General features: G+C 49.4%; 12 protein-coding genes and 3 tRNA genes. 14 read left to right on the top strand and 1 reads right to left on the bottom strand.

Going from position 1 to position 13,197, the window contains the following annotated elements; genetic code table 11:
- The first annotated feature begins 3 nt into the window (after positions 1-3).
- The 12 genes from dnaB (at position 4) to TOCE_RS11305 (ending at position 10,679) form a co-directional block, all read left to right on the top strand.
- Positions 4-1,359, top strand: coding sequence for a replicative DNA helicase (gene dnaB / locus TOCE_RS11360; protein ID WP_013276966.1), 1,356 nt, complete (start codon positions 4-6; stop codon positions 1,357-1,359).
- A 27-nt stretch (positions 1,360-1,386) separates the two neighbouring features.
- On the top strand, positions 1,387-2,097 hold the full coding sequence (locus TOCE_RS11355) for a Crp/Fnr family transcriptional regulator (RefSeq protein WP_013276965.1): 711 nt from the start codon (positions 1,387-1,389) through the stop codon (positions 2,095-2,097).
- A gap of 237 nt (positions 2,098-2,334) precedes the next feature.
- Positions 2,335-3,735, top strand: coding sequence for an NAD(P)/FAD-dependent oxidoreductase (locus TOCE_RS11350; protein WP_013276964.1), 1,401 nt, complete (start codon positions 2,335-2,337; stop codon positions 3,733-3,735).
- An 18-nt stretch (positions 3,736-3,753) separates the two neighbouring features.
- Positions 3,754-5,040, top strand: coding sequence for an adenylosuccinate synthase (locus TOCE_RS11345; RefSeq protein ID WP_041423956.1), 1,287 nt, complete (start codon positions 3,754-3,756; stop codon positions 5,038-5,040).
- A gap of 96 nt (positions 5,041-5,136) precedes the next feature.
- Positions 5,137-5,212: transfer RNA gene (locus tag TOCE_RS11340), tRNA-Lys, on the top strand.
- 7 nt (positions 5,213-5,219) lie between these two features.
- Positions 5,220-5,294, top strand: a tRNA-Glu gene (locus tag TOCE_RS11335).
- A gap of 62 nt (positions 5,295-5,356) precedes the next feature.
- Positions 5,357-5,431, top strand: a tRNA-Gly gene (locus TOCE_RS11330).
- Positions 5,432-5,592: 161 nt separating this feature from the next.
- Positions 5,593-5,973 (top strand): PH domain-containing protein, encoded by a 381-nt coding sequence (locus tag TOCE_RS11325; RefSeq protein WP_013276962.1) that lies wholly within the window; start codon positions 5,593-5,595, stop codon positions 5,971-5,973.
- A 354-nt stretch (positions 5,974-6,327) separates the two neighbouring features.
- Positions 6,328-6,576, top strand: a complete 249-nt coding sequence (locus TOCE_RS12995; RefSeq protein ID WP_425358486.1) for an ImmA/IrrE family metallo-endopeptidase — start codon at positions 6,328-6,330, stop codon at positions 6,574-6,576.
- Between the two features lie 16 nt (positions 6,577-6,592).
- Positions 6,593-7,009, top strand: coding sequence for a PIN domain-containing protein (locus TOCE_RS11780; RefSeq protein ID WP_483754787.1), 417 nt, complete (start codon positions 6,593-6,595; stop codon positions 7,007-7,009).
- Between the two features lie 322 nt (positions 7,010-7,331).
- The gene (locus TOCE_RS11310) at positions 7,332-8,849 is read left to right on the top strand and encodes a M1 family metallopeptidase (RefSeq protein ID WP_013276960.1); all 1,518 of its coding nucleotides are present in this window, start codon (positions 7,332-7,334) and stop codon (positions 8,847-8,849) included.
- A gap of 474 nt (positions 8,850-9,323) precedes the next feature.
- Positions 9,324-10,679 (top strand): M23 family metallopeptidase, encoded by a 1,356-nt coding sequence (locus TOCE_RS11305; RefSeq protein ID WP_013276959.1) that lies wholly within the window; start codon positions 9,324-9,326, stop codon positions 10,677-10,679.
- 101 nt (positions 10,680-10,780) lie between these two features.
- Here TOCE_RS11305 and TOCE_RS11300 read toward each other — a convergent pair whose 3' ends face one another.
- On the bottom strand, positions 10,781-11,230 hold the full coding sequence (locus tag TOCE_RS11300; protein ID WP_013276958.1) for a DUF441 domain-containing protein: 450 nt from the start codon (positions 11,228-11,230) through the stop codon (positions 10,781-10,783).
- A 124-nt stretch (positions 11,231-11,354) separates the two neighbouring features.
- On the opposite strand from TOCE_RS11300, the gene TOCE_RS11295 reads away from it, so the two are divergent.
- The gene (locus TOCE_RS11295) at positions 11,355-12,422 is read left to right on the top strand and encodes an ABC transporter substrate-binding protein (protein ID WP_013276957.1); all 1,068 of its coding nucleotides are present in this window, start codon (positions 11,355-11,357) and stop codon (positions 12,420-12,422) included.
- Between the two features lie 10 nt (positions 12,423-12,432).
- Positions 12,433-13,197 (top strand): ABC transporter permease, encoded by a 765-nt coding sequence (locus TOCE_RS11290; protein WP_013276956.1) that lies wholly within the window; start codon positions 12,433-12,435, stop codon positions 13,195-13,197.

Genomic DNA, 13,197 nt, shown 5'->3' with positions numbered 1-13,197 from the left:
TTTATGAATTTGATGCCTCCAAAAGTGCCTCCTCATAACATGGAAGCCGAACAGTCGGTTTTGGGTTCCATGCTTCTTTCCAGGGAGGCTATTTACGTGGCGCTGGAACGCCTGAAAAGCGAAGACTTTTATATAGAGGCTCACCGCAGAATATTCGATATCATTGCCGAGCTCCACGAGAACAGGGACCCCGTCGACCTTATAACCGTTACCGAAGCCCTGCGCAGCAGAAAGATGCTGGAAGAAGTGGGTGGGGTCACATACCTTACCAACCTTACCGAAGTGGTACCTACACCCGCCAACATAGCCCAGTACTGCAAGATCGTCGAGGAAAAGGCCCTGCTGCGTCGCCTAATCGAGACCGCCTCCAAGATACTGTCGCTGGCTTACGAGCCGAAGGATGACGTGGAGGAGCTGCTGGACGAAGCCGAGAGAAGGATATTCGGCATAGTTCAAAAGCGCCGGGTGGATAACTTCCACCATATAAAAGACGTGCTGCTTGCCACCTTCGAGCGCATAGAGCAGCTCTACAATTCAAAGGGAGGAATAACCGGGGTGCCCACCGGCTTCCCCGACCTGGACGCAATGACTTCCGGACTGCAACCCTCGGACCTCATACTTGTGGCTGCAAGGCCCAGTATGGGCAAGACCGCCTTTGCTCTGAACATAGCCCAGAACGCAGCCATAAGACACCGCATCCCGGTGGCCATTTTCAGCCTGGAAATGTCCAAAGAGCAGCTGGTGCAGAGAATGCTCTGCGCCGAATCCAACGTGGACAGCCACAAGCTGCGCACCGGAAGGCTTGAAGAGGACGACTGGCCAAGACTAGCCCGGGCTATGGGTCCGCTATCGGAAGCCCCTATCTACATAGACGACACCCCGGGCATCACCTGCCTGGAGATCAGAGCCAAGGCGAGAAGGCTCAAAGCTGAAAAGGGACTGGGGCTCGTGGTGATCGACTACCTGCAGCTCATAGCGGGAAGGGGGCAGTCGGAAAACCGGCAGCAGGAGATTTCGGAGATCTCCAGGTCCTTAAAAGCTCTGGCAAGGGAGCTCAACGTCCCGGTGGTGGCGCTGTCCCAGCTTTCCAGAGCTCCGGATGTCAGGGCCGACCACCGGCCGGTGCTCAGCGACCTTAGAGAATCGGGCAGCCAGGAGCAGGACTCGGACCTGGTGGCTTTCTTATACCGCGAGGATTACTACAATCCCGACACCGACAGGAAGAACATCGCCGAAGTCATCATAGCAAAACAGAGAAACGGCCCGACGGGCAAAGTAGAGCTGGTATGGCTCTCCCAGTACACCAAGTTCGTGAGCATTGAAAAACACCGCCAGAGCGAGGCGGCCAAGTATGCATAAAAGGCGGTTTCGGAAGGGGGGTTAGCGGTGCCCGCACAAAGCGGCGATAGGGATACCGGGGTAGAAGAAGCGTTGAAGAAAGTTTACATTTTTTCCGGCCTCTCCGACGGTGATTTAGCAAAAATAAGGGGTCTTGTAAATACCAGGCATTATAAAAAGGGCACCGTTATCTTTTTTGAGGGAGAACCGGGTGAGGCGGTGTACTTTATAAAATCAGGCAAGGTGAAGGTATACAAATCCGACGATGAAGGCAGGGAGTACATACTGCACATATTCGGCGAAGGTGATGTCTTCGCCGAGGCCGTGCTTCTGGGGGGAGGTCCGTATCCCGCCACAGCGGAAGCGGTGGAGGATACCACCGTCGCCTTTATAAAAAACGAGGACCTTGAGCGACTGATAGGCCAAACTCCGGACCTGGCCTTAAGAATTATAAAGGTCATGGCCTCAAGACTCCGGGATTCCCAGGACAAAATAAAAGACCTGGCCCTGAAGGATACCTATGACCGCACCGCGTGTCTTCTTCACAGGATATCGATAAATTACGGGCAGAGGACATCCCGGGGTATCGAGATAGACCTGCCGGTCACGCGCCAGGAGCTGGCGGCGCTGGTGGGTACTTCCCGGGAAACGGTGACCAGGATCCTGGGCCAGATGAAAAAGCAAGGTATAATAGATATAGACAGGCAGAAGATAATAGTGATAAACGAGAAAATGCTGATGAGGTGTGCAAGAGAGTGATGGTGCGGCTTACTGGCCGCGCTTTTTTATTCCCAAAATATTACTGCAATAAGGGTATAAGGCGCGGAAATCACGAATATTAGTTAATATTATTACAAAAAATATTCGCTTTTTTATTTGACATTACGGGCTTCCTCTGCTATTATAATTTAGGTTGTTGAAATCTTTAATATTCCCTAAGGCTGAGAATAATAATTTTATAATGTGTGACTTTAATAACGGCAGGGTGGTGGCAATATGCCCAAACATTACGACGTCATAATAATCGGGGCGGGGCCGGCAGGTATTTTTACCGCCCTGGAGCTGGTTGATAAAGACAGGGATCTTGAGATACTGATCCTGGAAAAAGGCAGGGACATCGACGCAAGGCTGTGCCCCTCCAAAGAAAAAAAGATCCAATGCCGTAATTGCGATCCCTGTTCCATAGTAAACGGGTGGGGAGGAGCCGGCGCCTTCAGCGACGGCAAGCTCACCCTGACCACCGAATTCGGTGGATGGCTGGATGAATACATCCCTAAAGAAAAAGTGGCCGAACTGATAAACTACGTGGACAAGGTGTTCCTCAGTTTCGGAGCCACCGAAATGGTGCACGGAACCGACCAAAAAAAGGTAAAGCAGCTGCAGCGGAAGGCGGCAACCGCCGACCTCAGGCTGATACCCGCGAAAGTTAAGCACCTGGGCACCGAAAAGTGCTGGAATATACTAAGGGAAATGCGGAATTACTTAGGTGGAAAGGTGGATATAAAGACGTGCGCGCCGGTGAAAACCATCAAGGTCGATGACGACAAAGTTAAAGGAGTCGTCACCGAAAGCGGAGAGGAATACACCGCCGATTACGTAGTGGCAGTACCCGGAAGGGAAGGGGCCGAGTGGTTCGCCCTAGAGGCCCAGCGACTGGGACTTGACATGATGATCAACCCCGTGGACATTGGGGTGAGGGTTGAAGTCCCGGCCGTGGTTATGGAGCCCCTTACCGATGTAGTTTACGAGTCAAAACTGGTCTACTACTCCAAGTCCTTCGACGACAGGGTGAGGACCTTTTGCATGAATCCCTACGGCGAAGTTGTTATAGAAAACAACAGCGGACTCATCACCGTAAACGGCCACAGTTATGCCGACCGGAAGACTGAAAATACGAATTTTGCCCTGCTCGTGAGCAAAACCTTTACCCAGCCCTTCCGTGAGCCCATCTCCTACGGCAAGTATATAGCTACCCTGGCAAACATGCTGGGAGGCGGCGTGCTCGTTCAGAGGTTGGGAGATCTTCTTTCGGGCAGGCGTTCGACCCCCGAGAGGATAAAGAGAGGGTTGGTGGTGCCCACCCTCAAGGAGGCCACACCGGGAGATCTCAGCCTGGTATTTCCCTACAGGCACATGGTGAGCATCCTGGAAATGCTTCAGGCTATGGATAAACTGGCACCGGGCGTTTATTCCCAGCACACCCTGCTGTACGGCGTAGAGGTGAAATTCTATTCCGCAAGGCCTGCTTTAAATTCGAGCCTGGAAACCCAGATCAGGAACCTTTTTGCCGCGGGAGACGGGGCGGGCGTTACCAGAGGACTGGCCCAGGCGTCCGTTTCCGGGGTCATCGTCGCCCGGGAAATCCTGAACAGAAAATTAAACGGAACCGGGATATAATTGCAAGGGGTGAAAATGATGTCTGGAGTTGTTGTCATAGGTTCTCAGTGGGGTGACGAGGGTAAGGGGCGCATAGTCGACTACCTGGCCCAAAGAGCTGACATCGTGGTGCGCTATCAGGGAGGCAACAACGCCGGCCATACGGTGGAAGTCGGCGACGTAAAGTACAAGCTTCACCTTATACCCTCCGGTATCCTCCATCCGGGGAAGATCTGCATAATAGGCAACGGAATGGTGGTAGACCCCTTGGCCCTTATAGACGAAATAAGGTACCTGAAAGGCCACGGTATAGACGTGAAATCACATCTTAAGATAAGCGACCGGGCCCACGTTATAATGCCCTACCACAAGCTGCTGGACGAACTTATAGAGGATAGAAAGGGAGAGCACCAGCTGGGCACCACCCGGAAGGGAATAGGGCCTGCTTACGTGGACAAGGCCGAGAGGGTGGGCATCAGGATGTGCGACCTGATGGACCCCGAAGTGTTCAAAGAAAAGCTGGAGCTGAACCTGGAGACGAAAAACCACCTTCTGGAAAAGGTGTACGGCGCAAAGGGTTTGGAAAAAGGCCCCATCCTGGAAAACTACCTGAAAGCCGCTGAGGAGCTGCGGGGCATGGTATGCGACACAACCGCCGTCATATACGAGGGAGCCAGGGCCGGAAAGCACATCCTCTACGAAGGAGCCCAGGGTACGCTCCTTGATGTGGACCTGGGGACTTACCCTTACGTCACTTCTTCCCACCCCATAGCTGGCGGGGTCTGCATAGGCGCCGGAATAGGCCCTACCATGATAGACAGCGTGGTGGGCGTGGTGAAAGCCTATACCACAAGGGTAGGCAAAGGTCCCTTCCCCACCGAGTTATCCGACTCCACCGGGGACTATATAAGGGAGCGGGGGTTCGAATACGGCACCACTACCGGCAGGCCGCGGCGCTGCGGCTGGCTGGATGTAGTGATGCTAAAATACGCCGTCCGGGTGAACGGACTTTCACACCTTGCCATAACGAAGCTGGATACTCTGGGAGGCATGGATAAGGTAAAAATCTGCACCGCCTACGAATACAAAGGCGAGATAATAGAGAACTTTCCGGCGAGCCTCAAAGTATTGGGAGAATGCCGGCCGGTTTACGAGGAGCTCCCAGGATGGGATGCCGACGTATCGAATATCACGGAATATAATCGGCTACCCGCCAACCTGCTGAGGTATGTGGAGCGCATCAAAGAGCTCACCGGCGTGGATATCTGCTTTATATCGGTGGGACCGAAGAGGAGTCAGGGTTTCGAACTTATAAGGCTTTTTTGAACCGTAGAAGGAAATTTATAAGGGGTTGACATATTTTTTGTTTTATAGTAGTATAATACTTGCTGTTTGCTTTTGCAAAAAGCGAATATTTTGTGTGAGCCATTAGCTCAGTCGGCAGAGCACCTGACTTTTAATCAGGGTGTCCCGCGTTCGAGTCGCGGATGGCTCACCATCCTTGTGGCCCCGTGGTCAAGTGGTTAAGACACCGCTCTTTCAAGGCGGTAACAGGGGTTCGACTCCCCTCGGGGTCACCATTTTTTCTTGGGAATCTTGACTTAGACTTTAAATTTGATATATAATATAATTGCAATGATGGGCGGAAGTAGCTCAGTGGTAGAGCATCGGCTTCCCAAGCCGAGGGTCGCGGGTTCGAATCCCGTTTTCCGCTCCATTTTTATTTTTGAAGAAAAAAGGGTTCTGGGAATTTGTATCGGTCCCAGGACCTTTTTTGGTGCCAATTTGGTGCCATTGACCGGGCTTTAATGGTAGTTGCAGGAATTTATCCTCCTTTTGCCGAATAATAAGGGAAAAGCAAAAGGAGGATATAATTTTATGGCCGATGTGCTATCCACCAAGTATTTTTTTTATGAAGAAGTCCCGGTGCCCGAACACTTGAACAAGATGTTAATAAACAACGAAAAGCCAATTTTCGCAGTAAAAACCTACCGGGATGTTGCGGTTTTTACCGATAAGAGAATTTTAATCGCTGATAGGCAGGGACTTACAGGGAAAAAGATTGAATACTGCACAATTCCCTATAAATCGATCATTACGTATTCAATCGAAACGGCTGGCACCTTTGATTTAGACGCCGAAATAAAACTTAATTTAGCGGGTGGGTATAAAGTGGAATTGAAATTCATGAAAAATAAACATATGGCAGAGCTTCTTTTCAAGGTGTACGATATTATTACTGAATATATGTTTGCGTAGTTTGCTTGAAGGGTCAATCTGAGTTCCGGCAGTTAGGCAAAAGAGTACCGGGGACTCAGGTATGCTCGTCAAGCTGCCGGATTCCACCAACCTTACCTAAGCGAATTAAAAAACTCGACGACATAGAAAAATTGGCTGAAACTCTGAGGGATGAGTGGGAACTGGGTACAGGTCCTATCAATAATTTAACTGAGTTACTTGAGGGAAAAGGAATAAAGGTTGGGTTAATTGAAGGATTAGACGATTTTGACAGTTGTATAATTTTACAAAAAGAAACGTGGCCTATTATGGTGACCAGAAAAGACTTACCCGGGGATAGACAACGTTTTAATTTAGCCCACGAACGGACACTTAATAATAGAGGCTGATGAAAGTGCAGATGAAAGAATAGATTTAGAAAAAGCTGCCCATCGTTTCGCGGGTGCTTTTTTAGTTCCGAAAAAGATGGTTATTCAAGAGTTGGGGAAAAAGCGTCATTCAATTAACCTTTATGAACTGCATCTATTGAAACACAAATACGAATTAAGCATGCAAGGTTGGATCTATAGAGCTAAAGACTTAAACATAATATCAGATAAATTAGCAGCAGAACTTTTTAAATAAGAGCCCGGAGACCCATATCCACCAGAAAAAACGCAATTGTCCATATACCTTTATAACGACCGAACTAGTTTATAATGAATTTAAAAGACGTAATAATATGGATCTAGTAAAGTACGGTCTAAATGTAGAAGGACTGTCAAGCTTTCAAATTAGACAGATATATGAGTTAAGACAGCAAAATAATAAACTATCAGTTCCTGATTTATCTGTTTTTGTTTTAGCAAAATATAAACATGTGGCATTACTTACAGGAGATAAAAATTTGCGTTTTTTAGCCAGAAAAGAAGGTATAAGTGTACACGGAACTCCATGGATTATGGATGAAATGGTGAAAAACAAAATAAAATCACTGAATTTGATGCTGGAACAGAAACGGTTTCTTCCCAAAGAAGAATGTTTTAAAAGAATTAAATTATGGAGTAGAATGAAATGATTTTTAAAGATATCGTGTTCAGTAATACCCCTTTTTCAGAGTTTTTTTTGTACACAGCTGTGGATAAACCTGTGAATATGTGTACATCTTAAGCAGCAAGAAGAAAGCGATGAAGGCTCCCCGAAATAGCTTTTTTACAGAGAAAAGTTTATGCTGCTCATCCCGGGATCAGGCCGCAGAAGCGTACTTTAAAGAAAAGGTTTTGCGTGGTTAACAACATAGAATTTTACAGTGTAATAAATATTTTGGTAAAATGAAGGAGAATATTACTTTGGTGTCTCAAATATAATTTATAGTATCAAACATGATGAGACCGGGGTAGATGGGTGTGAACAGAAAGAAACAGCTGATTACTGCAGCGCTGCTTTTGGCCGCTGCAGCTTTCGCCTTTTATATTATCTACCAAAAGAGCTCAAGCTTCGAAGGCTATTACGAAGCCCGGGCCCGGGAGGTCAGGGAAACCTGCCCGGAATACGATATCCGGGTGGTTTTCGATCCAGCTCTAGAAATGATCACGGCCAAGCAAACTGTAGTTTTTCACAATAACACCGCCGGCGAGCTTCGCGAAGTATACTTTCACCTTTACCCCAACGCCTTCAGGTCAATCGAAAGCGCGCCCTTCCCGGCGGAAGAATTGAAATACGCCTACCCGGAAGGTTTTTCGCAAGGGTACTTAAACGTGACTGGCGTGAGGGCGGGCGGTAAGAAATTGGAGTACCGCGCCGAAGGCACCGTTTTAAAGGTGACGTTGCCGGAACCTTTAAAATCCGGGGAGAAAATCAAAATAGAAATGGATTTTGAAGAAAAGATCCCTTTTTCCCTGGGGCGCTTCGGCCACGGAAAGAACACCTACAATTTCGGCAACTGGTACCCCATCCTGTGCGTCTACGATGAAAACGGTTGGAACAAGGACCCCTATTACTCCATCGGGGATCCTTTTTACAGCGAAACCGCCGTCTACACCGTAAGCATAACTGCCCCATCCAGCTATACGATCGCTGCCAGCGGCAGGCTTGTAGAAAAAATCCGGGAAGGCGACCGGACGAAATGGACCTTCAGGGCCGATCTGGTGAGGGATTTCGCCTGGATGGCAGGTTCCGAATTTAAGGTGCTGTCCGGTAAGGTTGACGGCGTAAAGGTATCCACGTACTATTTCGGAAGTAATGAAGCAGCGGCGAAAAAGGCCTTGGAATTCGGCAAGCAGGCCATCCGGTTTTTTAACGATTATTTCGGTCCTTACCCCTACGAGGAATACTCCATCGTAGCGGCGGACTTTTACATCGGAGGTATGGAATACCCCAATCTGGTCCTGATCGACTGGCACCTCTTCGACGACGAAACCCTCCTGGAATACGTGGTCGCCCACGAGACCGCCCATCAGTGGTGGTACGGCCTGGTAGGCAACAATCAGGTAAAGGAGCCTTGGCTGGACGAGGCCTTGACTGAATACTCCACGGTGCTTTATTACGAGGGGGTGTATGGAAGGAGAAGGGGTGGCGAAGTATATCAGGACTTCATCGTATACCCTTACCGGTTCTTCGAGCTCGGGAACAACTCGGGCCCCATACTCAGGTCCCTGCCCCAGTTCGCCGGTTGGGGCGAGTACGATGCCACCGTCTATAAGAAGGGGGCAATAATGTTAAAAGAGCTGGAGAGCCGCCTGGGTAAGACCAAGTTGCGGCAAGTGCTTCGCCTTTATTTGCGGGAGAATGCTTACGGCAACGCAACCACCGAGGATTTCGTGAAAGCCGTGAACCGCGTAATGGGCACCGATTTCAGCAATATAATTTACGATATGCTGAAAAAATCGGGGCGCCTGCAGGAGCGTGACGCTGCCTGAGCTTAATCGGAGGGGAGATGGCGCCTTAAAAGGCGAGCGGCGGAGCATATTGTTGTTTTTTCAGACAAGTTCTATACTGACAAGGTTCGCTGCCGGACTGTTGTGGGTGAGATGACCTTTTTCAGTGTTCGGCAGCTTTTTTATCTTAATCGCCGAAAGTGCTTATTACCACCTCGCTAATTCCATGAGTTTGGTATATAGCTCCCAATAATAAATTATAACGATGGCAGTTTTGCTTCAAGAAAAAAACTCAAATATAGAATTAAGCATAATTATAGCAAATTTGGGAATTATTATCTTAAACGGAATTAGTTTTTATCTATGGTAAAAAATACTGTATAAAAAAATGAGAGCGGGAGAAGGAAAAAATAATTATTTATAGAATAGAATATATTACATTTCTGTTACAACTTTATTACAAAATTTTAGCAAATTCCGCTGACCATGGAACAAAACAGTGAAAGGAGTAGGAGGATGAAATTACCGGACCTGAAAGGGTTAAAGGGCAAGAAACCGCTGGCCGTTGCCTGCGTCCTTGCTGCGGTGGCCTTAATCATCCTGATCACCTCATTAAACGGCAGGGTTTATGCGGTAACCATCGATGGCAAATTTCTGGGCAACGTAAAGAATAAAAAGGTAGTTGAAAATGTAAAGCAAAAGCTTATAGAAAGCTATCGGGAAAAACTTGGTAGCGAAATCCAGCTGGTCCAAAACATAGAAGTAGCGCCGGGAAAATCGGAAAACGGTGATTTGCTCGGCGAAGAGGAGCTTTTAAATAAACTGCAAGAGTTAATTTCGGTAAGGGTAAAAGCCGTTGTTATAATAATCAACGATAAAGCAGTGGCCGCTGTTAAAGACAAGCAAACCGCTGAAGCGGTCCTGCAGGCCGTAAAGGACCACTACATCAGCCAAGTTCCGGGAGAACTGGTCCGCGTAGAGGTGCCCGACCGGGTTAAATTGGCCGAGAAGTACCTGGAGATAAAGCAGGTTATGACTTTGGAAGAAGCCAAAAACCTGATTTTAAACGGGACTACTGAGACCAGGACCCATACCGTCGGGCAGGGGGAGAACCTCTGGAGCATAGCCCAAAAGAAAGGCATTTCCTTCAACGAACTGATTGAGGCTAATCCCCAACTGAAATCCGCCGATAGCATTTCACCGGGTGACGTGATCTATCTGAAGGAAGCAAAACCCTTATTGAACGTCACCGTTGTAAAAAGGGTTACATTCGAAAAACCGATACCCTATGAGACCCGGATAGTGAAAGATAGCTCGCTCTGGGAAGGGAAGCAGGTTGTAAAGCAACCCGGCAAAAACGGCGTAAAGCAGGTTTCGGCCGAACTTGTCTATAAAAACGGGGTCCGGGTGAGCGAGAAGCCTCTCGAAGTAAAGGTAATAAAGGAGCCGGCAGCCAGGATATTGGCTCGAGGTACCAAGTCCGAAGTGGCTTACCGCGGCAGCGGAAGATTTATCTGGCCCGTAACCGGGAGTATCTCCTCGCGATTTGGTAAAAGAGGGGGCGAGTACCATACCGGCCTTGACATAGCCAACGGTACGGGGACGCCGGTGAGAGCTGCCAACGTCGGAACTGTCACCTTCGCCGGATGGAACGGCGGCTACGGTAAGCTGGTCATAGTAAACCACGGCGGAGGTTTTGAAACCTATTACGCCCATCTGAACACCATATCCGTATCGGTGGGGGAAAGGGTTGAAAAAGGTGAGGTTCTGGGCACCGTCGGCAGCACCGGGAGGACCACCGGGCCGCACCTGCACTTTGAAGTGAGGGTGAACGGAACACCCAAAAACCCGCTACTTTATCTTGGAAAATAGGACATGAAGGGCTGCATAATTGCAGCCCTTTTATTGTTTAACCGCTGAGGCCTTTCACCTCAGCGATTTTTTGTGCCACCACCGCGCAAGGGCGATCCCAGTTACATTCTCCTCAGCAGGTTTATGATGAACGCTGCAAGCCCCGCCGCCACCAGGGGGCCGGTGGGTAGGCCTTTGAAAAAAGCGGTGCCCACGATAGAACCCATGAGAAGGCATATCATTATGCCGGGGTTTTCTTTTAAAAGGTCGACGCCGTCCCGCGCCATCACCGCCGATGCTATGCCCACCAGGAAGATAACCAGCCCTTCAAGGGTAAAAATGCTCCTGTATACATCCTTCGCATAGACCTCCCCGGTGGAAAGGGGCAAGAGGATGCCCATGACCAATAATATCACTCCAAGGTCGAGCATTATGTTCTGGGCCTCGGTGGATTTGGGAAGCAGGCCCAGGTATGAAAACAAAAGCAGCACTCCTGATGACACCAGGATGAGCCGGTTTTTACCCAGGTACCCCAGCGCCAGGATTAAAAAAATTATCGATGATGGTTTCAAACCGAGAGCCTCCCCGACACGATCTCCAATAAAGTATATTTGAAGTGTTGTTAAATAATTCACCAAAAGGGTGCCTGAAAAATATTATGGATATAGATTATTTTTTTGGAGGGGGAATAGGCTGATGAGGCGGAAGGGAATTATAAGAGCCCTGTCACTGCTACTTACGCTGCTACTTTTATCGTCCGCAGGTTTGATGCTATCCGGCTGCGGCGATGGGGCCGGGGATGCTTCCACCGGGAGAACTCAGGATTCCTCCGGTGAGGAAGTTATCCGGGTGGCAAAGCAGTTCGGCCTTGTGTACGCGCCCCTTATGGTGGCTGAAAAGAAGGATTTCTTCTCCAAATACGGCCTGAAAGTTGAGTGGGTTACCTTAGGTTCTGGAGGTGCCGTCAGGGAAGCCATGGCCTCGGGGGAGCTGGACGCAGCGTTCATGGGAATACCGCCCTTTCTCATAGGCTGGGATAAGGGAATGCCCGCTAAAATAGCGGCGGGATACACGGTGAGCCCGGTACAGCTCGTAACCTACGATCCGAACATCAAGAGCATAAAGGATTTCAAGCCACAGCACAAAATAGCAGTACCTTCGCCCGGTAGCGTTCAGCACATATTGCTCGCCATGGCCCTGGAAAAGGAGCTGGGCGATCCAAAGGCCTTAGACGATAACCTGGTGGCACTGCCTCACCCCGACGGGACCCAGGCCATGCTGAGCAAAAAGGATGTGGTGGCCCACTTCACGACACCGCCGTACCTTTTCGAAGAACTGGCCCAACCCGGCTACCACGTGGTGCTGGACGGATTTGAAGCTTTCGGCGGAGAATTCAATTTCAACGTGCTGCTGGTGACGAAAGACTACCACGACAAGCATCCGGCCGGTTATGCAGCCTTCATTATGGGCCTGAACGAAGCCATGAACTGGATCAATGAAAACAAGATGGAAGCCGCCGAATTATTAGCTCCGGAATTTAAAATTGAAAAAGAAAAGCTTTACCAATACCTCACCAGTGAAGGTCTCAACTTCACAACGGCACCCTACGGCCTTTTGGGATTTGCCGAATTCATGAAAAAGGCCGGCTATATTTCGAAAGTGCCCAAGGACCTTTCGGAAATAGCCTGGGAAAACGTGCTGGCCGTTGTGGGCAAGAGAGAAGGGGAGCCGTGCCAGCTTGAAAAAATGCAGCTTGCCAGGTAGGAGGATGATTATGAAGAAACTGCTGTCAAAGGCCGCCTTTCTCTTGTCTCTTGCGGTCCTGTGGGAAGCGGTAAGAATCGCTGGCGGTTACTCCGAGCTTCTCCTGCCGAGCCTTTCAAGCGTAATTTCTTCCTTCTGGGCGGAAAGGGCGGAACTTCTCAAGAACGTCCTCTTTTCCCTCAGGATAATAGGCACCGGCCTTTCCACGGCGGTTGTTCTGGCCATGGTGCTCACACTCCTGTGCATGAACGGGAGGCTTTTTCCTGGGGTAATAACCGATATTATGGCGATAATGCACCCTCTGCCGGGAATAGCCATACTTCCCGTAGCCATTTTATGGTTCGGGATAGGGGTCAAAGCGGTGCTGTTCGTAATAGTTTTTTCAGCAGTATGGCCGCTGACCAATCACTTTTACACCGGCTTCCGGTCCATACCTAAAAACCAGCTGGAGATAGGGAGGAACCTCGGGCTATCCGGAATTAAACTGGTGCTGTCCGTGATGCTTCCAGCCTCCTTCCCCCATATCCTCGGCGGGCTTCGCAGCGGGTGGGCCAGGGCGTGGCAGGCCTCGGTGGCGGCGGAGCTCGTATTCGGTGCCGCCGGAGGCCATGGAGGACTGGGATGGTACCTCTACAAAAAAAGGTTCATGATGGAGACACCGGGAGTATTCGCCGGAATGCTGGTGATCATAGTCATAGGATTGATTGTCGAGTACCTCATATTTACAACGGTCGAAAACCGAACCGTAAGAAAATGGAAGATAGTGGCCGATTGA

Origin of the sequence: Thermosediminibacter oceani DSM 16646 (genome assembly GCF_000144645.1) — a bacterium.
GTDB lineage: Bacteria > Bacillota > Thermosediminibacteria > Thermosediminibacterales > Thermosediminibacteraceae > Thermosediminibacter > Thermosediminibacter oceani.
The sequence above is the reverse complement of the archived record's forward strand: the minus strand, read 5'-3'. Positions and strand labels throughout refer to the sequence as shown.

Bases quoted from the DNA above. Each gene is read 5' to 3' on its own strand.
- dnaB (WP_013276966.1), top strand. From the start codon at position 4: ATGAATTTGATGCCTCCAAAAGTGCCTCCTCATAACATGGAAGCCGAA.
- TOCE_RS11350 (WP_013276964.1), top strand. From the start codon at position 2,335: ATGCCCAAACATTACGACGTCATAATAATCGGGGCGGGGCCGGCAGGT.
- TOCE_RS11345 (WP_041423956.1), top strand. From the start codon at position 3,754: ATGTCTGGAGTTGTTGTCATAGGTTCTCAGTGGGGTGACGAGGGTAAG.
- TOCE_RS11325 (WP_013276962.1), top strand. From the start codon at position 5,593: ATGGCCGATGTGCTATCCACCAAGTATTTTTTTTATGAAGAAGTCCCG.
- TOCE_RS11310 (WP_013276960.1), top strand. From the start codon at position 7,332: ATGGGTGTGAACAGAAAGAAACAGCTGATTACTGCAGCGCTGCTTTTG.
- TOCE_RS11305 (WP_013276959.1), top strand. From the start codon at position 9,324: ATGAAATTACCGGACCTGAAAGGGTTAAAGGGCAAGAAACCGCTGGCC.
- TOCE_RS11295 (WP_013276957.1), top strand. From the start codon at position 11,355: ATGAGGCGGAAGGGAATTATAAGAGCCCTGTCACTGCTACTTACGCTG.
- TOCE_RS11290 (WP_013276956.1), top strand. From the start codon at position 12,433: ATGAAGAAACTGCTGTCAAAGGCCGCCTTTCTCTTGTCTCTTGCGGTC.